The organism is Serratia sp. TSA_130.1, from assembly GCF_052691795.1.
Genome location: NZ_JBQZFS010000006.1, coordinates 147935 through 167884 on the forward strand (window position 1 = coordinate 147935; position 19950 = coordinate 167884).

A 19950-nucleotide genomic window follows, 5' to 3' on the forward strand; every position below is an offset into this window, starting at 1 on the left:
GCGTAAGCCTCCCGCGCGCGCGGGGAGCATCATAGCGGCACTTTATTCAATCCTCTGAGGTTCCACATGTGGTCTTTCCTTAAAAGCCGCCCGGATGCGCCGCAGGTCACCGATCAACGGCAGATCGACGCCAGCTACAAATACTGGCGCATCCAGCTGATGTGCACCATGTACATCGGCTACGCCGCGTTTTACTTCACGCGCAAAAGCTTCAACTTCATCATGCCGGCGATGCTGAGCGATCTGGGCCTGACGATGTCCGACGTCGGCATCCTCGGCACGCTGTTCTACATCACCTACGGCTGCTCGAAATTCATTTCCGGCATGATCAGCGATCGTTCCAACCCGCGTTACTTTATGGGGCTGGGCCTGATCATGACCGGGGTGCTGAATATCTTCTTCGGCCTCAGTTCTTCGCTGCTGATGCTCGGCACGCTGTGGATCCTCAATGCCTTCTTCCAGGGCTGGGGCTGGCCGCCGTGCTCCAAAATCCTCACCAGCTGGTATTCGCGCTCCGAGCGCGGCAGCTGGTGGGCGATTTGGAACACTTCGCACAACGTCGGCGGCGCGCTGATCCCGCTGCTGGTGGGCTTTATCTCGCTGCACTTCAGCTGGCGTTACGGCATGATCATTCCCGGCATCATCGGCGTGGTGCTCGGCCTGCTGATGTGCTGGCGCCTGCGCGACAAGCCATCCACCCTGGGGCTGCCGAGCGTCGGCAAATGGCGCAACGACGCCATGGAGCTGGTGCAGGAATCGGAAGGCCAGGGGCTGAGCAACCGCGAGATCATCAAGCGCTACGTGCTGACCAACAAGTACATCTGGCTGCTGGCGGTCTCTTACGTGCTGGTGTACATCGTGCGCACCGCGATCAACGACTGGGGCAACCTCTACCTGACGCAGGAAAAGGGCTATTCGCTGATGACCGCCAACTCGGCCATTTCGCTGTTTGAAGTGGGCGGCTTTATCGGTTCGCTGGTGGCCGGTTGGGGTTCCGACAAGCTGTTCCGCGGCAACCGCGGCCCGATGAACCTGATCTTCGCCATCGGCATCTTCCTGTCGGTGGCGGCGCTGTGGCTGATGCCGGGCGTCACCTACCTGCTGCAGGCCTGCTGCTTCTTCGCTATCGGCTTCTTCATCTTCGGCCCGCAGATGCTGATCGGCATGGCGGCGGCGGAGTGCTCGCATAAAGATGCGGCGGGCGCGGCGACCGGTTTCGTCGGCCTGTTCGCCTACCTGGGCGCGGCGCTGTCCGGCTACCCGATCGCGCGGGTGATGGAAATCTGGCACTGGAACGGTTTCTTTGTGGTGATTTCCATCGCCGCCTGCCTGTCGGCGCTGTTCCTGCTGCCGTTCCTGCGTGCGCAGACACCGGTGCTGAAAACCGCCAAAGCCTGAGTAAAATGCGCTGCGTAACCCCCGGCGCAGCGCATTATGGCGCTTTTATCACCACTTGAAATGCAGGGGAAAAAAAGTGATTGACGCCTATAACCGCCAGCAGTAAGATGCGCCCCGCATCGGCGAGTAGCGCAGCTTGGTAGCGCAACTGGTTTGGGACCAGTGGGTCGGAGGTTCGAATCCTCTCTCGCCGACCACCATTCGAAAAACCTGCTTTTAAAGCAGGTTTTTTTTCGTCTGCGGTTTATGAGGATGAGTACCTCCGCAGGAGGTTCGAGCCTCGCGAAGCGAGACAACGTTGCTTTAGCAACGGCCCGCAGGGCGCGCATCAAAGATGCGCGTAATCCTCTCTCGCCGACCACCATTCGAAAAACCTGCTTTTAAAGCAGGTTTTTTTTCGTCTGCGGTTTATGAGGATGAGCACCTCCTACGATACGACCGGCTTCGCTTTATGGCACGTGTCAATCCGCCAGCCTCGTGAAATATATTTATCCTTTACGCTTAATTAATTCAAACTCCTTATTCCAGTTAGGTTCTTTTTCTCATATTTAAATAAATTCACGCTTGCTGAATAAAACCCAGTTGATAGCGCTCTTGTTTTCAGGCCTTTTTTATTTATAGTCTGAATGTACGCGGCGGGAATGACTTTTTTCCGTTACGTGTAAAAACGCTGTTTTTATTTGTTGACTTTAATCTTCGTGGGTTATTGCGGAATTTTTTCGCTTCGGCAATGCGTAGCGACGATTAACTCTTTTATGTTTATCCTCTCGGAATAAAGGAATCAGTTATGCGCAAATTTAATAAACCGCTGTTGGCGCTGTTGATCGGCAGCACGCTGTGTTCCGCGGCGCAGGCCGCCGCGCCGGGCAAGCCGACTATCGCCTGGGGCAACACCAAGTTCGCTATCGTCGAAGTCGATCAGGCGGCCACCGCTTATAATAATTTGGTGAAGGTAAAAAATGCCGCCGATGTTTCCGTCTCCTGGAATTTATGGAATGGCGATGCGGGCACGACGGCCAAGATTTTATTAAATGGCAAAGAGGCGTGGAGCGGCCCTTCAACCGGATCTTCCGGTACGGCGAATTTTAAAGTCAATAAAGGCGGCCGTTATCAAATGCAGGTGGCATTGTGCAATGCCGACGGTTGCACCGCCAGCGACGCCACTGAAATTGTGGTGGCCGACACCGACGGCAGCCATTTGGCACCGTTGAAAGAGCCGCTGCTGGAAAAGAACAAACCGTATAAACAGAATTCCGGCAAAGTCGTCGGTTCTTATTTCGTCGAGTGGGGCGTTTACGGGCGCAATTTCACCGTCGATAAGATCCCGGCGCAGAACCTGACTCACCTGCTGTACGGCTTTATCCCGATCTGCGGCGGCAACGGCATCAACGACAGCCTGAAAGAGATTGAAGGCAGCTTCCAGGCGCTGCAGCGCTCCTGCCAGGGCCGCGAGGATTTCAAAGTCTCCATCCACGATCCGTTCGCCGCGCTGCAAAAAGCGCAGAAGGGCGTCACCGCCTGGGATGACCCCTACAAGGGCAACTTCGGCCAGCTGATGGCGCTGAAGCAGGCGCGCCCTGACCTGAAAATCCTGCCGTCGATCGGCGGCTGGACGCTGTCTGACCCGTTCTTCTTCATGGGCGACAAGGTGAAGCGCGATCGCTTCGTCGGCTCGGTGAAAGAGTTCCTGCAGACCTGGAAGTTCTTCGACGGCGTGGATATCGACTGGGAGTTCCCGGGCGGCAAAGGCGCCAACCCGAATCTGGGCAGCCCTCAGGACGGGGAAACTTATGTGCTGCTGATGAAAGAACTGCGGGCGATGCTGGATCAGCTGTCGGCGGAAACCGGCCGCAAGTATGAGCTGACCTCCGCCATCAGCGCCGGCAAGGACAAGATCGACAAGGTGGCATACAACGTCGCGCAGAACTCGATGGATCACATCTTCCTGATGAGCTACGACTTCTACGGCGCCTTCGATCTGAAAAACCTGGGGCATCAGACCGCGCTGAATGCGCCGGCCTGGAAACCGGACACCGCCTACACCACGGTAAACGGCGTGAATGCGCTGCTGGCGCAGGGCGTCAAGCCGGGCAAGATCGTGGTCGGCACCGCCATGTATGGCCGTGGTTGGACCGGGGTGAACGGCTACCAGAACAACATTCCGTTCACCGGCACCGCCACCGGGCCGGTCAAAGGCACCTGGGAGAACGGCATCGTGGACTACCGCCAGATCGCCAGCCAGTTCATGAGCGGCGAGTGGCAGTACACCTACGACGCCACGGCGGAAGCGCCCTACGTGTTCAAACCTTCCACCGGCGATCTGATCACCTTTGACGATGCCCGCTCGGTGCAGGCCAAAGGCAAGTACGTGTTGGATAAGCAGCTGGGCGGCCTGTTCTCCTGGGAGATCGACGCGGACAACGGCGATATTCTCAACAGCATGAACGCCAGCCTGGGCAACAGCGCCGGCGTTCAATAATCGGTTGCAGTGCGTTGCCGGGGGATATCCTTTCGCCCCCGGCTTTTTCGCCGCCGAAAGTTTTTTTACGCCGCACAGATTGTGGGCCTGCCCGGCGAAAAATGCGCTCATCGGACTCACCCTTTTGGGTAATCCTTCAGCATTTCCTTCTGTCTTTAACGGCGATCACAAAAATAACCGTTCAGATATTCATCGTTCAGCAACAAAGTTTTGGGGTTTTTTAGCGGAGTTTAAAACCAGTAAATTTATCAGGGTCAGACCAATGCGCTAAAAATGACCGCTTAGCATAAATTTTCATGCTGGAACTGTTAACAAAAGGTTTTTTTTATGTTTGTTTGCTGTTTCTCACAGTCTGCGTAAATCCCCACTGGTTATATTGACGACACCCCAAACAGTTGGCAACTTGATAGCCTCAGGGGTAAGAGCGAGAGTTGTTTGAGTGAATTCCACGCGCTCAGACGTCCCCGTCGCGATGCGTTCCATCCGGCATCCTCTCATCGTACGCCTTCTGCCTTCGGGCGCTGACCGCACAGGCCACGCAATAAAAAATACAGGTCTGGCGGCAATTACACACATCACATCACACAATGGAGCACTAACGATGACACGTTCCTTGGGTAAATCGGGGATTCTGAAATTCGGTATTGGGCTGATCGCGCTGACCGTGGCGGCCAGCGTACAGGCCAAGACGTTGGTTTACTGTTCTGAAGGTTCCCCGGAAGGGTTCAACCCGCAGCTGTTTACCTCCGGCACCACCTACGACGCCAGCTCGGTACCGATCTACAACCGCCTGGTCGAATTCAAAGTCGGCACCACCGAACTGCAGCCGGGCCTGGCTGAGAAGTGGGACGTCAGCGAAGACGGCAAAACCTATACCTTCCACCTGCGCAAAGGCGTGAAGTGGCAGAGCAGCAAAGATTTCAAACCGACGCGCGACTTCAACGCCGACGACGTGGTGTTCTCCTTCGAACGCCAGTTGGATGCTAATAACGCCTACCACAAAGTGTCCGGCGGCAGTTACGAATACTTTGAAGGCATGGACATGCCGAAGCTGATCGCCAAGATCGAAAAAGTAGACGACAACACCGTGCGTTTCGTGCTGAACCGCCCGGAGGCGCCGTTCCTGGCTGACCTGGGCATGGACTTCGCGTCCATCCTGTCCGCCGAATACGCTGACGTCATGATGAAAGCCGGTACGCCGGAAAAAGTCGACCTGAACCCGATCGGTACCGGCCCGTTCCAGCTGCTGCAATACCAGAAAGACTCCAAAATCCTGTACAAGGCGTTCGACGGTTTCTGGGGCACCAAGCCGAAGATCGATCGCCTGGTGTTCTCCATCACGCCTGACGCTTCCGTGCGTTACGCCAAGCTGCAGAAAAACGAATGCCAGGTGATGCCGTTCCCGAACCCGGCCGATATCGCCCGCATGAAGCAGGACAAATCCATCAACCTGATGGAGCAGCCGGGGCTGAACGTGGGTTACCTGTCGTTCAACACCGAGAAAAAACCGCTGGATAACGTGAAGGTGCGTCAGGCGTTGACCATGGCGGTCAACAAGCAGGCGATCATCGACGCGGTTTATCAGGGCGCGGGCCAGGCGGCCAAGAACCTGATCCCGCCGACCATGTGGGGCTATAACGACGCGGTGCAGGATTACGCTTACGATCCGGCCAAGGCGAAAGAACTGCTGAAAGAAGCGGGCATGGCCGACGGTTTCAGCATCGACCTGTGGGCGATGCCGGTACAGCGTCCTTACAACCCGAACGCGCGCCGCATGGCGGAAATGATCCAGGCCGACTGGGCCAAGATCGGCGTGAAAGCCAAAATCGTGACCTATGAGTGGGGTGAATACCTCAAGCGCGCCAAAGCGGGCGAGCACCAAACGGTGATGATGGGCTGGACCGGCGACAACGGGGATCCGGACAACTTCTTCGCCACGCTGTTCAGCTGCGCGGCGGCGAAAGACGGCTCCAACTACTCCCGCTGGTGCTACAAGCCGTTTGAAGATCTGATTCAACCGGCGCGCGCCGAGTCCAACCACGACAAACGCATCGAACTGTACAAGCAGGCGCAGGTGGTGATGCACGATCAGGCTCCGGCGCTGATCGTCGCGCACTCCACCGTGTATGAGCCTGTGCGTAAGGAAGTGAAGGGCTACGTCGTGGATCCGCTCGGCAAGCATCACTTCGAGAATGTCTCTGTAGACTGATTCCGACCTAAACCGGAGATGCACGAATGGACTTGCAGGGGCGCAACAGGTTTGCGCCTCTGCTGACCAGTCTCCGGCGTATGGCCGTTGGATCGTTCAAAGGCATGTGAGCGTTAATAAGCCTGGCGGACGATGAGCTGCCGGGCATTGATACAGAGAGTTCGGGATATGTTGCAGTTCATACTCCGACGTTTGGGGTTAGTTATCCCAACGTTTATCGGCATTACATTGCTGACTTTTGCATTCGTCCATATGATCCCCGGCGACCCGGTGACCATCATGGCCGGGGAACGCGGTATCTCCGCCGAGCGCCACGCGCAGCTGATGGCGGAAATGGGGCTGGACAAGCCGCTCTATCAACAATATTTCTCCTACGTGTCCAACGTGCTGCACGGCGATCTGGGCACCTCACTCAAAAGCCGCATCTCCGTCTGGAGCGAGTTCGTTCCGCGTTTTCAGGCCACGCTGGAGCTGGGCCTGTGCGCGATGATCTTCGCGGTGCTGGTGGGCATCCCGGTCGGGGTGCTGGCGGCGGTCAAACGCGGCTCGGTCTTCGACCATACCGCGGTGGGCATCTCGCTGACCGGCTATTCGATGCCGATTTTCTGGTGGGGCATGATGCTGATCATGCTGGTGTCGGTGCAGCTTAACCTGACGCCGGTGTCGGGGCGCATCAGCGACACGGTATTCCTCGACGACAGCCACCCGCTGACCGGCTTCATGCTGATAGACACCCTGATCTGGGGCGAACCGGGCGACTTTATCGATGCGGTGATGCACATGATCCTGCCGGCCATCGTGCTGGGCACCATCCCGCTGGCGGTGATCGTGCGCATGACCCGCTCCTCGATGCTGGAGGTGTTGGGCGAAGACTATATCCGCACCGCGCGCGCCAAGGGCGTGAGCCGCATGCGGGTGATCGTCGTTCACGCGCTGCGCAACGCGCTGCTGCCGGTGGTGACGGTGATCGGGCTGCAGGTCGGCACCATGCTGGCCGGCGCCATTCTGACCGAAACCATCTTCTCCTGGCCGGGTCTGGGCCGCTGGCTGATCGATGCGCTGCAGCGCCGTGATTACCCGGTAGTGCAGGGCGGGGTGTTGCTGGTCGCCTGTATGATCATTCTGGTTAACCTGCTGGTAGACGTGCTCTACGGCGTGGTCAACCCGCGTATTCGCCACAAGAAATAAGGGGCGCTCTCATGTCTCAAATCACTGAGTCTGCAGTTAAAGGTGCGCCGAAGCCGATGACCCCGTTTCAGGAGTTCTGGCACTATTTCAAGCGCAATAAAGGGGCCGTGGTCGGCCTGGTGTATATCGTTTTGATGCTGGTGATCGCGCTCGGCGCCGGGGTGCTGGCGCCGCATGCGCCGGCGGACCAGTTCCGCGACGCGCTGCTCAAGCCGCCGGTGTGGCAGGAGGGCGGCAGTTGGCAATACATCCTGGGCACCGACGACGTGGGCCGCGACGTGCTGTCGCGCCTGATGTACGGCGCGCGCCTGTCGCTGCTGGTCGGTTGTCTGGTGGTAGTGTTGTCGCTGGTCATGGGCGTGGTGTTCGGCCTGCTGGCCGGCTACTTCGGCGGCGCGGTGGACGCGGTGATCATGCGCGTCGTCGACATCATGCTGGCCCTGCCGAGCCTGCTGCTGGCGCTGGTGCTGGTGGCGGTATTCGGACCGTCGATCGTCAACGCCTCGCTGGCGCTCACCTTCGTCGCCTTGCCGCACTATGTGCGTCTGACGCGCGCGGCGGTGCTGGCGGAGGTGAACCGCGATTACGTCACCGCTTCGCGGGTGGCGGGCGCCGGCGCGCTGCGTCAGATGTTCGTCAATATTCTGCCTAACTGCCTGGCGCCCTTGATCGTTCAGGCTTCTCTCGGTTTCTCGAACGCCATTCTCGACATGGCCGCTCTCGGCTTTCTGGGCATGGGCGCGCAACCGCCGACGCCGGAGTGGGGCACCATGCTCTCCGACGTGTTGCAGTTCGCGCAAAGCGCCTGGTGGGTAGTGACCTTCCCCGGCCTGGCGATCCTGCTGACGGTGCTGGCATTCAACCTGATGGGGGACGGTTTGCGTGACGCTCTCGACCCCAAACTCAAGCAGTAACAGAGGACGAGAGAGATGGCGTTATTGAATGTAGACAAGCTTTCGGTGCACTTCGGTGACGAAGGCACCCCGTTCCGCGCGGTAGACCGCATCAGTTACAGCGTGGATCAAGGTCAGGTGGTCGGCATCGTCGGCGAATCCGGCTCCGGCAAATCCGTCAGTTCGCTGGCGATCATGGGCCTGATCGATTTTCCCGGCAAAGTGATGGCCGACAAGCTGGAGTTCAACGGCCAGGACTTGCGCAAGATCTCCGAAAAAGAGCGCCGCCAGCTGGTGGGCTCCGAAGTGGCGATGATCTTCCAGGATCCGATGACCAGCCTGAACCCGTGCTACACCGTCGGTTATCAGATTATGGAGGCGCTGAAGGTGCATCAGGGCGGCAACCGCCGCACTCGCCGCCAGCGCGCTATCGACCTGCTGACGCAGGTGGGGATTCCCGATCCGGCCTCGCGGCTGGACGTGTACCCGCACCAGCTTTCCGGCGGCATGAGCCAGCGCGTGATGATCGCCATGGCTATCGCCTGTCGGCCGAAGCTGCTGATCGCCGATGAGCCGACGACCGCGCTCGACGTGACCATCCAGGCGCAGATCATCGAACTGCTGCTGGATCTGCAGCAGCGCGAGAACATGGCGCTGTTGCTCATCACCCACGATCTGGCGCTGGTGGCGGAAGCGGCGCATCACATTATCGTGATGTACGCCGGCCAGGTGGTGGAATCCGGCAAAGCGGCGGAGATTTTCCGCGCGCCGCGCCACCCGTACACCCAGGCGCTGCTGCGCGCGCTGCCGGAGTTCGCCGCCGACAAGGCGCGGCTGGCTTCGCTGCCGGGCGTGGTGCCGGGCAAATACGATCGCCCGACCGGCTGCCTGCTCAATCCGCGTTGTCCGTACGCCAACGAGCGCTGCCGTAACGAGGAGCCGGAACTGCGCAGCATTCCCGGCCGTCAGGTTAAATGTCACACACCGCTGGATGATGCGGGGAGGCCGACCGTATGAGCCAGAATCAACCTTTACTGCAGGCGATCGACCTGAAAAAGCATTACCCGGTGAAAAAGGGCCTGTTCGCGCCGGAGCGGCTGGTCAAGGCGCTGGACGGCGTGTCGTTCACTCTGGAGCGCGGTAAAACGCTGGCGGTGGTCGGTGAGTCGGGCTGCGGCAAATCCACGCTTGGCCGCCTGCTGACGATGATCGAAGTGCCGACCGGCGGCGAGCTGTACTACCAGGGACAGGATCTGCTGAAGCCGGACGTTTCCGCCGAGAAATTGCGGCGCCAGAAGATCCAAATCGTGTTCCAGAATCCTTACGGATCGCTCAACCCGCGCAAGAAGGTCGGGCAGATCCTCGAGGAGCCGCTGTTGATCAACACCTCGCTCAGCGCCGCCGAACGGCGGGAAAAAGCGCTGGAGATGATGGCGAAGGTCGGCCTGAAGACCGAGCATTACGATCGCTATCCGCACATGTTCTCCGGCGGCCAGCGTCAGCGTATCGCCATCGCCCGCGGGCTGATGCTGAATCCGGACGTGGTGATCGCCGATGAGCCGGTGTCGGCGTTGGACGTGTCGGTGCGCGCGCAGGTGCTGAACCTGATGATGGATCTGCAGCAGGAGCTGGGGCTGTCCTACGTGTTCATCTCGCACGATCTGTCGGTGGTGGAACACATCGCCGATGAAGTGATGGTGATGTACCTGGGCCGCTGCGTGGAAAAGGGCAGCAAAGAGGCGATCTTCAACAACCCGCGCCATCCGTACACCCAGGCGCTGCTCTCGGCGACGCCGCGGTTGAACCCGGATATGCGCCGCGAGCGCATCAAGCTGACCGGCGAACTGCCCAGCCCGATGAACCCGCCGCCGGGCTGCGCATTCAATGCCCGCTGCCGCCGCGCCTTCGGCACCTGCGTACAGCTGCAGCCGCAGCTGAAGCAGTACGGTGAGCAGATGGTGGCCTGTTTTGCGGTCGATCAGGACGAACATCCGGGGGCGTAAAGCGTCGGATTTCACCGCATAAACCCACGCCGGCTTAACGCCGGCGTTTTTTATTATTTAATCAATCAGTTAATCGAATCGCTTTTCAGGGCGTTATTGAGCGCTTAACGAAAATCTGACGAATGCTTATTTTTATAGGAATTTTCGCAATGAATTAATAAGCGAATAAAAAATTTAACGGGTGGTGAGTAATAATATTTTTGCCAGATGTTTAACTTCGCCTTTTGTCGGACTTGCTCAATAAAAAAAGCACGCCGTCGGCGTGCTTTGGGTCGATAAGGCCGCGCTTATTGCGGATAAGGCACCCAATCGCCGCCGTTCAGGCGAATGTAAGGTTTCCCCTGATATTGCATCACGATGGCGTTGTCGTTTTCGGAGATGACCGGCGTCTGCGGCAGCCCTTGCGTCAGCGCCTGCCAGTCGACGCTGGACTCGCTGAAGACTTTGCCGTCCACCAGACGTGATACCAGCTCCGACAGCGCCAGATAGCTGCTCGGCGTTTTGATCTGCAGCGGGCTGCCCTGATGCGGCGCCTTCATGCCGATCAGTTTGATACCGACCGGCGTATGGGTGATGTTCGGGCTGGGGATATCGCGCAGGCCGGACATTTGCATCTTGTCGCCCACCAACGCCGCGCCGTGCTCCGGCACGATCACCACCACCACTTTGCGGCCGGATTTTTCCAGCTGATCGAGGAAGGTGTTCAGCTGATCGAACAGCTTCTGCGCGCGCGGCTGATAGTCGGCGCTCTTGTTAGAGCCGACGAAGCGGTTGCCGTCGTGCAGCGGAATGACGTTGAAGAAGGTGGCGGTGCGGGCGTCTCCGGCTTTTTGCTGCTGATCCAGCCAGCGGGTCAGCAATTCCAGATCGTTATAAATCGGCTCGCCGTCGAACGACGTCAGTTCGTTGCCGACGCCGGCCTGCGACATCAGCGGCGCCTGCATATCCCCCTGTTCACGCAGCTCTTTCAGGAAGTTGCCGAACACCCCGGAGTGATCGAGCATCAGCTGTTCCTTGAAGCCGAGCTTCGCCAGGTTGTCGAACAGGTAACACTGCTGGTTCACCGGCTGGTACAGATCGTGATGCGAAAGCTGGCCGCAGCTGGCGCGCAGCAACCGTATGGCCGCCGGGCCGCTGTAGGCGGTGGCCGAGTTGAAGCTGTCGAACATGATATCCATCTTCGACCACAGCGGATGATTCTGCAGGTTGACCGCCTCCATATCGGCCCAGGCCAGCGAGCAGATGTTGATCACCAACAGATCGAACGGTTGGGCGTCGGCGGGCAAAGTGGCCGGGAACGCGGTGGCGCGGCCTTTTTCCCGCTCGTAGAACTGGTTCAGATAGGCCGTCAGGTTGGCGCTGGTCGGCGGCAGGCTGTCTGCGGGCGCATTATCTCCTGCCGTCGGCGCGGCCGTGGCCGGCGTGCCGGCGCCGCCGGCGGCAGCCGTGGAACTGGCGGGCAGCAGTGAGACCGCCGGCCCGGCGATGTTGACGATATTGAGCCACACCAGCGCGGCCACGGTGAACACCGTAACGCGCACCCACTGGGCGACGAACAGATAAGCGATAAGCAACACGAAGGCGGCGCCGACCATCTGCCAGTTGATAAAGCGGCTGACCAGCTCCAGCAGGTACTGGGCGCTGAAGCCGGCCAGCTGAGAGCCCTGGCTGAGAATGCTGTTGATGCCCGGCAGCCAGGTATCGTGGTAGAACAACGCGATGCCGATCGGGATGGCGAGGTAATGGCGCCAGCGGTGCAGCCGCGGCGAGGGGATCGGCATCAGCAGATAGGCCATGAACACCAGGTTCGGCAGCGCGTGGAAATTCAGGTAGCCGAACCACAGCAGGGCGAATTTCGCCAGAAAGTAGAGGTTCCAGCCACCCAGCCCGCGCCAGTAGCGCCACAGAGCGTTATCGGATTGCGTATTTGAGTTTGGATTCATGGCTGCTTCTTATGACGTTTAATCTGGGAGGATGAGCCTGTGCGCACCCATAAACCGGCGGATTTCAAATAGCGCGGCGATAACAACAGGTTTTGCCAGTATTGACGCAAATGCGGAAAACGCCGGTGAAAGGCGTAGCCCAGCGGAATGAAGACCAGCGCGCACAGCAAGATCAGTTGCAGGATGTCGTTAAGGTTCAGCATGCTTTTCCTCCTGCGGGCCAAGCGGCAGCGTGAAAGCGATCGGCTGGCGGCGTTCTGCGGGCTCTGCGGCCGTCACCACGGGGGGCGGCGGCGCGACGCCCCCGGCGCCGGTGGCGGTAAGCTGCCAGCGCCCCTGAGCCATGCGTTTGATTTCCGAAATGATATCGACATCCTGGTGCCACACTACCCGGTTGCTGAAGGCTTCATCCACCGGCAGGCGGAAGATGAACTTCAGCGCGGTGTTCAGATCGTTGATGCGGCAGGTGGAGAGGAACAGCACCAGGCGCCCCTGCACCACGGTCATCACGTCGCCGAAACGCCGCAGGTGGCACAGGGTCATCGCCTGTTCGGCGCGCAGGCCGGTGGCCGGGCGCAACGCCACCATCACGCCTTTGCCGTCCTCGGGCAGCAAGGTGTTGGCCATCAGCGAAAGCACCGCCTGGCTAAACGGTTCCGGCCGCATGTAGCCTTTCAGCTGCAGCGGACGCAGCCCGGCCAGCAGCGCATCGATGTCGGCGGGCACGTGACGTGAGAAGCGCTGCCCCTGGATGCCTTCAAGCATGGTCAGAAAACGCGACAGCGGCGCGACGTGCGGCACGATCAGGTTGGCGCCGCAGGCCAGCAGCAGCCGTTCGTCGCTGTAGCGCAGGCTGGCGCTCATCTCGCGCACCGCGATTTTCAGGCCGTTGCCGCGGCTGCGGCGCAGGGTGTGGATCTGGTTCGCCAGATGATCGATTTGGTCGCTTTGATACAATGCGAAAATCAACGTCGCCGAGAGTCTCAGCATGCCGTGCTGCGCCAGTTCGTCGTTGTTCTCCAACAGCTGCCAGTTGGCGGACAGCGGCGGTGCGCCTTCCAGGATGCTGCGCTCGGCCAGATACTGGCCTTCGTCGCTGCGCAAGGCGGTGGGGGAGGGTTGGCTATTTTCCTCCTCGCCCTGCCAACCGCCTTCCGCCGCATACAGCGTCAGCAGCTGATTGGCGTTGATGCCGTTTTCGGTGCTCCACCAGTTCACCAGGTATTGCGCGCTGTCCTGCTGCCATTGCAGGCTGGACAGGCCGTTCAGGATGCGGTGCTGTGTGCTGAGCTGCCCTTTGAGCTTATTGATGCCGCCGCCGTGGCTGAGGATCAATAGCGTACACCCCTGCCGCCGCAGCCAGGCGGCGAGGGTGCGCGTCCATTCGCGCAGTTCTTCGGTGGTGAAGGTTTGCCACAGGCTGGCGTGGGCCAGCAGGATAAGTAAGCGATTTTGCGGCCGCAGGGCGCGCATCAGATCGTCGCTCAACTGCGCCAGCGCGGCTTTTTTCTCCGGTAGTTGATACAGCGGCAGCTTCTGCAAAGCGGGCGCAGCCAGCTCGGCCAGCAGGCGATCGGGTTTGTCTCCGCTGCAGATCAGGGCGAGCTTGCGGGTGGCCGGCTGGGCGGCGATGGCCTGGCGACACAACAGCGCGGCGTCGCTTTGCCTGTCGATATTGATCCAATAAAGCCCGGGGGCCTGCATCACCGACAGCTCTTCCCAAATCTGCCGAATGCCTAGAGAAAAAGAGTGCGCCATAGGATGTGTTCTACTTTCGTTGAAAGCCGACTAAAGGCGTTTATATTTAAAGATAGCCATTTTTACGCTGGCAATAACAAATGTCCGATGGTATTCAATAATATTTGTTGAGAATCATCTTATTGCCTGTCTCTTTTTGTATCGTTGCTATAGTTAATTAACATAGCCTATTTTCGCCAAGGCGGAAGAATGAATAACGCACCCAGCCATTTTCGTGCAGCGGCGCCGGAGGAGAGCCAGGATGACCTGCAGGCGCTCAGCCAGGCTTTTTCATTACCAAAATTAAGCTATGTCGATATTTCGCGGCAGGAGCGGTTAACGCAAATGATGACGCGCTGGCCGCTGCTGGCCGAATTGGCGCAAAACGCGGGGAGCCACTGATCTATGCCGGCGATCGCGCTGCAAGGGTTGCGGGGTGGAATGGGGACGACGTCAGTCACGGCGGCGCTCGCCTGGGCGTTGCGCCAGCTTGGCGAGTCGGTGCTGGCGATAGACTTTACGCCGGACAATCTGCTGCGCCTGCATTTCAACACGCCGTTCGAACTGGCGCGCGGCTGGGCACGCGCGGAACAGGACGGCGGCGGTTGGCGGGAAGGCGCGCTGCGTTATTGCGAAAACCTCGACTTTTTACCGTTTGGCCGCCTGAATGCGGCGGAACGGCTGGAAGTGCAACATCAGTGTCAGGCGCATCCCGATCGCTGGCGCGATAATTTGCGTCAGCTGATGGCCGGCGATCCGCAGCGCTGGATCCTGCTGGACGTCCCGGTCGGGGACGGCGTTTTGGCGCAGCAGGCATTGCAACTGGCCGACAGCGTGTTCGTGCTGTTGAACCCCGACGCCAACTGCCAGGTGCGGCTCCATCAGCAGGCGCTGCCGCACGCAAGTCATTTCCTGATTAACCATTACTCTTCGGCCAGCCGGCTGCAGCAGGATTTGCATCAGCTGTGGCTGCAAACGCTGAGCGGCCTGTTGCCGGTGGTTATCCACCGCGATGAAGCGTTGGCGGAAGCGCTGGCGGCCAAACAGCCGCTGGGCGAGTACCGCCCCGAGAGCCTGGCGGCGGATGAAGTGCTGACGCTGGCCAACTGGTGCCTGATCAACCTCAAACGGGGTATTGCGCCATGAGTCGGGTGCTGAGCCTGCTGCTGGTGCCGCCGGTGCGCCAGGCGGTGCAGGCGCGCTACCGCGCCTATCGCCGCAGCGGGGCGTCGGCGCTGACCGCCTTTTTCACTACGCTGTTGGTGGCGCTGGGGTGGATGCTGCTGCGTTTGGAGTCACCGGCCTGGCGGCGCGTGCGCGCCGGCCGCGCTTACTGGTTCCCGCATCTGTCCGCCGAACGCCCCCGTCCGGCGGATGCGCTGCGCTATTTGCTGCAGGGGGCGTGGCTGCTGCTGTTCCGCAGCGGCCGCGCGCCGGTGCAGCGCGATTATTTCGCCGGTTGGCGGCGGCTGCAGCAGCGCTATGCCGACTGGCTGCAGGGCTTGCCGCAGCGGCTGAAAAACGCCGGCGTGGAACAGCGCTCGGTAGAGCGACTCGGCCGCATGAACCGCGGATTGCGGCGCGCGCTGTTCATTCTGGTCGGCGTGCTGGCGGCGATCCTCGCCATGCTGTGCATCTCGCAACCGTTCGATCTGTCGGCGCAGTTCGTGTTCGTTCTGCTGCTGTGGGGGATCGCGATGGTGGTGCGCCGGGTGCCGGGGCGCTTGCCTGCGTTGATGCTGATCGTGCTGTCGTTGACCGTCTCCTGCCGTTACCTGTGGTGGCGCTATACCGCCACGCTGAACTGGGACGATCCGCTCAGCCTGGTATGCGGCCTGCTGTTGCTGGTGGCGGAAACCTACGCCTGGGTGGTGTTGGTGCTGGGCTATTTCCAGACTATCTGGCCGCTTAACCGCCAGCCGGTGCCGTTGCCCGAAGACAGCGCCACCTGGCCGACCATCGATCTGATGGTGCCGACCTACAACGAAGACCTCGGGGTGGTGAAGCCCACCATCTATGCGGCGCTGGGCATCGACTGGCCGAAAGAGAAAGTGAACATCTATATCCTTGATGACGGTAATCGCCCCGAGTTCCGGGCGTTCGCCGCCGAGGTGGGAGTGAAGTACATCGCCAGGCCGACTCACGAACACGCCAAGGCCGGCAACATCAACAACGCGCTGAAGCAGGCCACCGGCGAGTTCGTGGCGATTTTCGACTGCGACCATGTCCCGACGCGCTCCTTCCTGCAGCTGACCATGGGGTGGTTCTTCAAAGACAAAAAGCTGGCGATGCTGCAGACCCCGCACCACTTCTTCTCGCCGGATCCCTTCGAGCGCAACCTTGGCCGCTTCCGTCAGACGCCCAACGAGGGCACTTTGTTCTACGGGCTGGTGCAGGACGGCAACGACATGTGGGACGCCACCTTCTTCTGCGGCTCTTGCGCCATCCTGCGCCGCAGCGCGCTGGACGAAATCGGCGGCATTGCGGTGGAAACCGTCACCGAAGACGCCCATACCTCGCTGCGTTTGCACCGGCGCGGGCATACCTCGGCCTATATCCGCATTCCGCAGGCCGCCGGGCTGGCGACCGAAAGCCTGTCGGCGCACATCGGCCAGCGCATTCGCTGGGCGCGCGGCATGGTGCAGATCTTCCGGCTCGACAACCCGTTGCTGGGCAAGGGGCTGAAACTGGCGCAGCGCCTGTGCTACGCCAACGCCATGCTGCACTTCCTGTCGGGCATCCCGCGGCTGATCTTCCTCACCGCGCCGCTGGCGTTTTTGCTGTTGCATGCCTACATCATCTTCGCGCCGGCGCTGGCGATCGCGCTTTACGTGCTGCCGCACATGATCCACGCCAGCCTGACCAACTCGCGCATCCAGGGGAAATACCGCCATTCGTTCTGGAGCGAAATCTATGAAACGGTGTTGGCCTGGTATATCGCGCGGCCGACGACGGTGGCGCTGTTCAATCCGCACAAGGGCAAATTCAACGTGACCGCCAAGGGCGGGCTGGTGGAGGAGGAGCACGTCGACTGGGTGATCACCCGGCCTTACATGTTCCTGGTGGTTCTTAACCTCGCCGGGCTGGCGTTCGGCGCCTGGCGGCTGGCCTATGGCCCGACGGACGAGGTGATGACGGTGATCATCAGCCTGGTGTGGGTGCTGTACAACATGACCATTCTCGGCGGCGCGGTGGCGGTGGCGGTGGAAGCCAAACAGGTGCGTCAGGCGCACCGCGTGGAGATCGCCATGCCGGCGGCGATCGCGCGTGCCGACGGCCACCTCTACCCCTGCACGCTGCGCGATTACTCCGATGGCGGCGTGGGCATCGAGATGCGGGTGGCGGACACGTTGAAAGAGGGCGACAAGGCCTCGCTGCTGCTCAAACGCGGCCAGCAGGAGTACAGCTTCCCCTGCGTGGTGACGCGCGCCTTCGGCAACAAGGTGGGGGTGCGTCTGGTCAGTCTTTCCACCCGCGAACACATCGATTTTATTCAGTGCACCTTCGCCCGCGCCGATACCTGGGCGCTGTGGCAGGACGGGTTCCCTGAAGACCGGCCGATCGAAAGCCTGCGCGACGTGCTGGCGCTGGGCTTCCGCGGCTATGTGCGCATGGCGGACTACGCGCCGCCGCTGGTGCGCGGTCTGCTGGTCGGGGTCACGTCGCTGACCGCCTGGGTAGTGTCGTTTATTCCGCGCGGCGTCGGCAGGGATCCGACCTTGGGTCAACAAGAAACCGTGGGTTAGCTGCGAGTTCAACCGCCCGCTCACTCGCCCGGTGAACAGGCTCCAACATTGATGATGATACGATGACGAGAAAAATAACCTGGTTAACTGCTCTGGCCTTAGGCATCAGCACCCTGTCGCAGGCCGAAACCGCCACCGCGCCGACCGTGGCGGCTCAGCCGCCGATCGCCGCGGCGGCCGATACGGCGACCGCGCCGCAGGATCCGAATGCGCCGGTGCGCGACGTGTCGCTGCCGTTCGCGCAGATAGCGCCGCCGCCGGGCACCTTTGTTCTGCGCGGCACCCGGCCGGACGGGCAGATCGAATTCGGCGTGCGCAGCGATGAGGTGGTCTCGCAGGCGATGCTCGACATGGAATTTACGCCGTCGCCGGCGCTGATCCCGGTGGAGTCGCACGTCAAAGTCTACCTGAACGACGAGCTGATGGGCGTGACCACGATCGCCAAGGAGCAGTTGGGCAAGCCCAATCGCATCCAGATGGCGATCGATCCGCGCTATATCACCGATTTTAACCGCGTCCGGCTGGTGTTCGTCGGCCATTATCAAAACATCTGCGAAAACCCGGCCAGCACCTCGCTGTGGCTCGACGTCAGCAAATCCAGCGCGCTGAAGCTGCGCTTCCAGACGCTGCCGGTGAAAAACGAGCTGTCGCACTTCCCTGAGCCGTTCTTCGACAGCCGCGATAATCGGCCGCTGACGCTGCCGATGGTGTTCGCCGGCCAGCCGGATCTGGCCCAGCAGCGCGCGGCGGGCATTCTGGCCTCGTGGTTCGGCAGCAAGGCGCAGTGGCGCGGGCAATCCTTCCCGACGCTGTATAACGCGCTGCCGACGCAGCACGCGGTGGTGTTCGCCACCAATAAGCAGCGCCCGGATTTCCTGCGCGATTACCCGGCGGTCAACGGCCCGACGGTGGAGATGATCAGCCACCCCGACAATCCCTACGTCAAACTGCTGCTGATTCAGGGGCGTGACGACAACGATTTGATCACCGCGGTGAAAGGCATCGCGCAGGGCGACATTCTGTTCCGCGGCCAGAACGTGACGGTGGACAAGGTGGAACAGCTGGCGCCGCGCCAGCCTTACGACGCGCCGAACTGGGTGCGCACCGATCGGCCGATGACCTTCGCCGAACTGCAGCAATACGCCGAACAGCTGCAAACCAGCGGCATCGAGCCCGGCCCGATTTCATTGACCATGAACCTGCCGCCGGATCTGTTCCTGATCCGCAGCACCGGCATCGATATGCACCTCAAGTACCGTTATACCGCGCCGCGCATTCAGGACGGTTCGCGGCTGAGCGTCAGCCTGAACAACCAGTTCGTGCAGGCCTACTCGCTGGTGCCGGAACACGAACAGGGCGCACAGCTGCTGCGCCTGCCGTTGACGCAGGGGCTGCTCGATTCCGACAAAAACGTCAGCATTCCGGCGCTGCGGCTCGGGGCCACCAACCAGCTGCGCTTTGACTTTGACTACACCACGCTGCTGGCCAGCGGCGCGGAAGGGCGCTGCGAAACCTACTCCTTCACGCCAAACCACGCGGTGATCGACGGCGCGTCTACCATCGATTTCTCCGGCTACCGCCACTTTATGGCGATGCCGGACCTGCGCGCCTTCGCCAACGCCGGCTTCCCGTTCAGCCGCCTGGCGGATCTGTCACAAACGCTGGTGTTGGTGAACCAGAAACCGCAGCCGGCGCAGGTCAGCGCGCTGCTGAACGCGCTCGGCGTGATCGGCGCGCAAACCGGTTATCCGGCGCTGGCCTTCACGCTGAGCGACGACTGGTCGCAGGCCACGGATCGCGACGACGATATCCTGATGGTCGGCACCATTCCGCCGGAGCTGCGCGACGACAAGAAAATCAGCCTGCTGGTGGACGCGACCCAAAGCTGGGTGAAACAGCCGACGCGCCAACCGCCGCTGCCCAGCTCGGAAGTGCTGGCGGAGGACGCCAAGCCGGACAGCAAGACCACCGTCAGTTCCGATGGGGCGATGTCGGCGATCATTGGCGTGCAGTCGCCGTTCAACGACCAGCGCAGCATCGTGGCGCTGTTGGCGGACAGCCCGCGCGGCTATGAGCTGCTGAACAATGCCCTGCTGGACAGCGGCAAGCGCGCCGCGGTGTTCGGCTCGGTGGCGGTGATCCGCGAATCGGGGGTCAACAGCCTGCGCGTCGGCGATGTTTACTATGTCGGTCACCTGCCTTGGTGGGAGCGGCTTTGGTATGCCCTCTCCACGCATCCGGTCCTGCTGGCGGTGCTCGCGGTGGTGCTGGTAGTGATCCTGGGGTTGATGCTGTGGCGCGGCCTGAAGGCCTTCAGCCGGCGGCGTCTGGCGCCTGAAGATCGGGATTGACGG

Annotated in this window: 14 protein-coding genes, 1 tRNA gene and 1 other RNA gene; 13 read left to right on the forward strand and 3 right to left on the reverse strand. The window is 60.8% G+C overall.

Going from position 1 to position 19950, the window contains the following annotated elements; translation table 11 throughout:
* Positions 1 to 66: 66 nt before the first annotated feature.
* The 9 genes from ACUTQY_RS19600 to dppF all read left to right on the forward strand — a co-directional run bounded on the left by ACUTQY_RS19600 (position 67) and on the right by dppF (position 10170).
* Complete coding sequence (locus ACUTQY_RS19600) at positions 67 to 1398, forward strand: MFS transporter (RefSeq protein WP_033645063.1); 1332 nt, start codon at positions 67 to 69, stop codon at positions 1396 to 1398.
* A 120-nt stretch (positions 1399 to 1518) separates the two neighbouring features.
* Positions 1519 to 1595: transfer RNA gene (locus ACUTQY_RS19605), tRNA-Pro, on the forward strand.
* 35 nt (positions 1596 to 1630) lie between these two features.
* A non-coding RNA gene (locus ACUTQY_RS19610) (RtT sRNA) lies at positions 1631 to 1759 on the forward strand.
* A 426-nt stretch (positions 1760 to 2185) separates the two neighbouring features.
* On the forward strand, positions 2186 to 3877 hold the full coding sequence (locus tag ACUTQY_RS19615) for a glycosyl hydrolase family 18 protein (RefSeq protein WP_033645062.1): 1692 nt from the start codon (positions 2186 to 2188) through the stop codon (positions 3875 to 3877).
* A 601-nt stretch (positions 3878 to 4478) separates the two neighbouring features.
* Entirely contained in the window at positions 4479 to 6086 is a 1608-nt protein-coding gene (gene dppA, locus ACUTQY_RS19620) for a dipeptide ABC transporter periplasmic-binding protein DppA (protein WP_033652448.1), read from the forward strand.
* A 168-nt stretch (positions 6087 to 6254) separates the two neighbouring features.
* Positions 6255 to 7274 carry a dipeptide ABC transporter permease DppB gene (gene dppB / locus ACUTQY_RS19625; RefSeq protein ID WP_033645060.1) on the forward strand — a complete coding sequence of 340 codons (1020 nt, stop codon included), beginning with the start codon at positions 6255 to 6257 and terminating at the stop codon, positions 7272 to 7274.
* Between the two features lie 11 nt (positions 7275 to 7285).
* The gene (gene dppC, locus ACUTQY_RS19630; protein ID WP_033645059.1) at positions 7286 to 8188 is read left to right on the forward strand and encodes a dipeptide ABC transporter permease DppC; all 903 of its coding nucleotides are present in this window, start codon (positions 7286 to 7288) and stop codon (positions 8186 to 8188) included.
* Between the two features lie 15 nt (positions 8189 to 8203).
* On the forward strand, positions 8204 to 9184 hold the full coding sequence (gene dppD / locus ACUTQY_RS19635) for a dipeptide ABC transporter ATP-binding protein (RefSeq protein WP_033645058.1): 981 nt from the start codon (positions 8204 to 8206) through the stop codon (positions 9182 to 9184).
* A complete protein-coding gene (dppF, locus tag ACUTQY_RS19640) occupies positions 9181 to 10170 on the forward strand; it encodes a dipeptide ABC transporter ATP-binding subunit DppF (RefSeq protein WP_015376237.1) in 990 nt (329 codons plus the stop codon). Before dppD ends, dppF begins: the two co-directional genes overlap by 4 nt.
* Before the next feature lie 287 nt (positions 10171 to 10457).
* Here the strand turns inward: dppF and bcsG are convergent, their stop codons facing one another.
* From bcsG to bcsE, 3 genes are read right to left on the reverse strand one after another with little or no spacing between them, the layout of a single operon-like run.
* Positions 10458 to 12113, reverse strand: a complete 1656-nt coding sequence (gene bcsG, locus ACUTQY_RS19645; protein WP_033645057.1) for a cellulose biosynthesis protein BcsG — start codon at positions 12111 to 12113, stop codon at positions 10458 to 10460.
* On the reverse strand, positions 12110 to 12316 hold the full coding sequence (bcsF, locus tag ACUTQY_RS19650; RefSeq protein ID WP_033645228.1) for a cellulose biosynthesis protein BcsF: 207 nt from the start codon (positions 12314 to 12316) through the stop codon (positions 12110 to 12112). The genes bcsG and bcsF overlap by 4 nt, the downstream gene beginning before the upstream one ends.
* On the reverse strand, positions 12303 to 13871 hold the full coding sequence (gene bcsE, locus ACUTQY_RS19655; protein WP_342188438.1) for a cellulose biosynthesis protein BcsE: 1569 nt from the start codon (positions 13869 to 13871) through the stop codon (positions 12303 to 12305). The genes bcsF and bcsE overlap by 14 nt, the downstream gene beginning before the upstream one ends.
* Positions 13872 to 14060: 189 nt before the next feature.
* Here bcsE and bcsR point away from each other — a divergent pair, with 189 nt between their 5' ends.
* The 4 genes from bcsR (at position 14061) to bcsB (ending at position 19947) form a co-directional block, all read left to right on the forward strand.
* Entirely contained in the window at positions 14061 to 14252 is a 192-nt protein-coding gene (gene bcsR, locus ACUTQY_RS19660) for a cellulose biosynthesis protein BcsR (protein ID WP_033645055.1), read from the forward strand.
* 3 nt (positions 14253 to 14255) lie between these two features.
* Complete coding sequence (gene bcsQ, locus ACUTQY_RS19665; RefSeq protein WP_046688039.1) at positions 14256 to 14996, forward strand: cellulose biosynthesis protein BcsQ; 741 nt, start codon at positions 14256 to 14258, stop codon at positions 14994 to 14996.
* Complete coding sequence (bcsA, locus tag ACUTQY_RS19670) at positions 14993 to 17596, forward strand: UDP-forming cellulose synthase catalytic subunit (RefSeq protein WP_033645053.1); 2604 nt, start codon at positions 14993 to 14995, stop codon at positions 17594 to 17596. Before bcsQ ends, bcsA begins: the two co-directional genes overlap by 4 nt.
* A 62-nt stretch (positions 17597 to 17658) precedes the next feature.
* Positions 17659 to 19947, forward strand: coding sequence for a cellulose biosynthesis cyclic di-GMP-binding regulatory protein BcsB (bcsB, locus tag ACUTQY_RS19675; protein WP_046688040.1), 2289 nt, complete (start codon positions 17659 to 17661; stop codon positions 19945 to 19947).
* The last annotated feature ends 3 nt before the right edge of the window (positions 19948 to 19950 follow it).

Bases quoted from the DNA above. Each gene is read 5' to 3' on its own strand.
- ACUTQY_RS19600 (WP_033645063.1), top strand. From the start codon at position 67: ATGTGGTCTTTCCTTAAAAGCCGCCCGGATGCGCCGCAGGTCACCGAT.
- ACUTQY_RS19615 (WP_033645062.1), top strand. From the start codon at position 2,186: ATGCGCAAATTTAATAAACCGCTGTTGGCGCTGTTGATCGGCAGCACG.
- dppA (WP_033652448.1), top strand. From the start codon at position 4,479: ATGACACGTTCCTTGGGTAAATCGGGGATTCTGAAATTCGGTATTGGG.
- dppB (WP_033645060.1), top strand. From the start codon at position 6,255: ATGTTGCAGTTCATACTCCGACGTTTGGGGTTAGTTATCCCAACGTTT.
- dppC (WP_033645059.1), top strand. From the start codon at position 7,286: ATGTCTCAAATCACTGAGTCTGCAGTTAAAGGTGCGCCGAAGCCGATG.
- dppD (WP_033645058.1), top strand. From the start codon at position 8,204: ATGGCGTTATTGAATGTAGACAAGCTTTCGGTGCACTTCGGTGACGAA.
- dppF (WP_015376237.1), top strand. From the start codon at position 9,181: ATGAGCCAGAATCAACCTTTACTGCAGGCGATCGACCTGAAAAAGCAT.
- bcsG (WP_033645057.1), bottom strand. From the start codon at position 12,113: ATGAATCCAAACTCAAATACGCAATCCGATAACGCTCTGTGGCGCTAC.
- bcsF (WP_033645228.1), bottom strand. From the start codon at position 12,316: ATGCTGAACCTTAACGACATCCTGCAACTGATCTTGCTGTGCGCGCTG.
- bcsE (WP_342188438.1), bottom strand. From the start codon at position 13,871: ATGGCGCACTCTTTTTCTCTAGGCATTCGGCAGATTTGGGAAGAGCTG.
- bcsR (WP_033645055.1), top strand. From the start codon at position 14,061: ATGAATAACGCACCCAGCCATTTTCGTGCAGCGGCGCCGGAGGAGAGC.
- bcsQ (WP_046688039.1), top strand. From the start codon at position 14,256: ATGCCGGCGATCGCGCTGCAAGGGTTGCGGGGTGGAATGGGGACGACG.
- bcsA (WP_033645053.1), top strand. From the start codon at position 14,993: ATGAGTCGGGTGCTGAGCCTGCTGCTGGTGCCGCCGGTGCGCCAGGCG.
- bcsB (WP_046688040.1), top strand. From the start codon at position 17,659: ATGACGAGAAAAATAACCTGGTTAACTGCTCTGGCCTTAGGCATCAGC.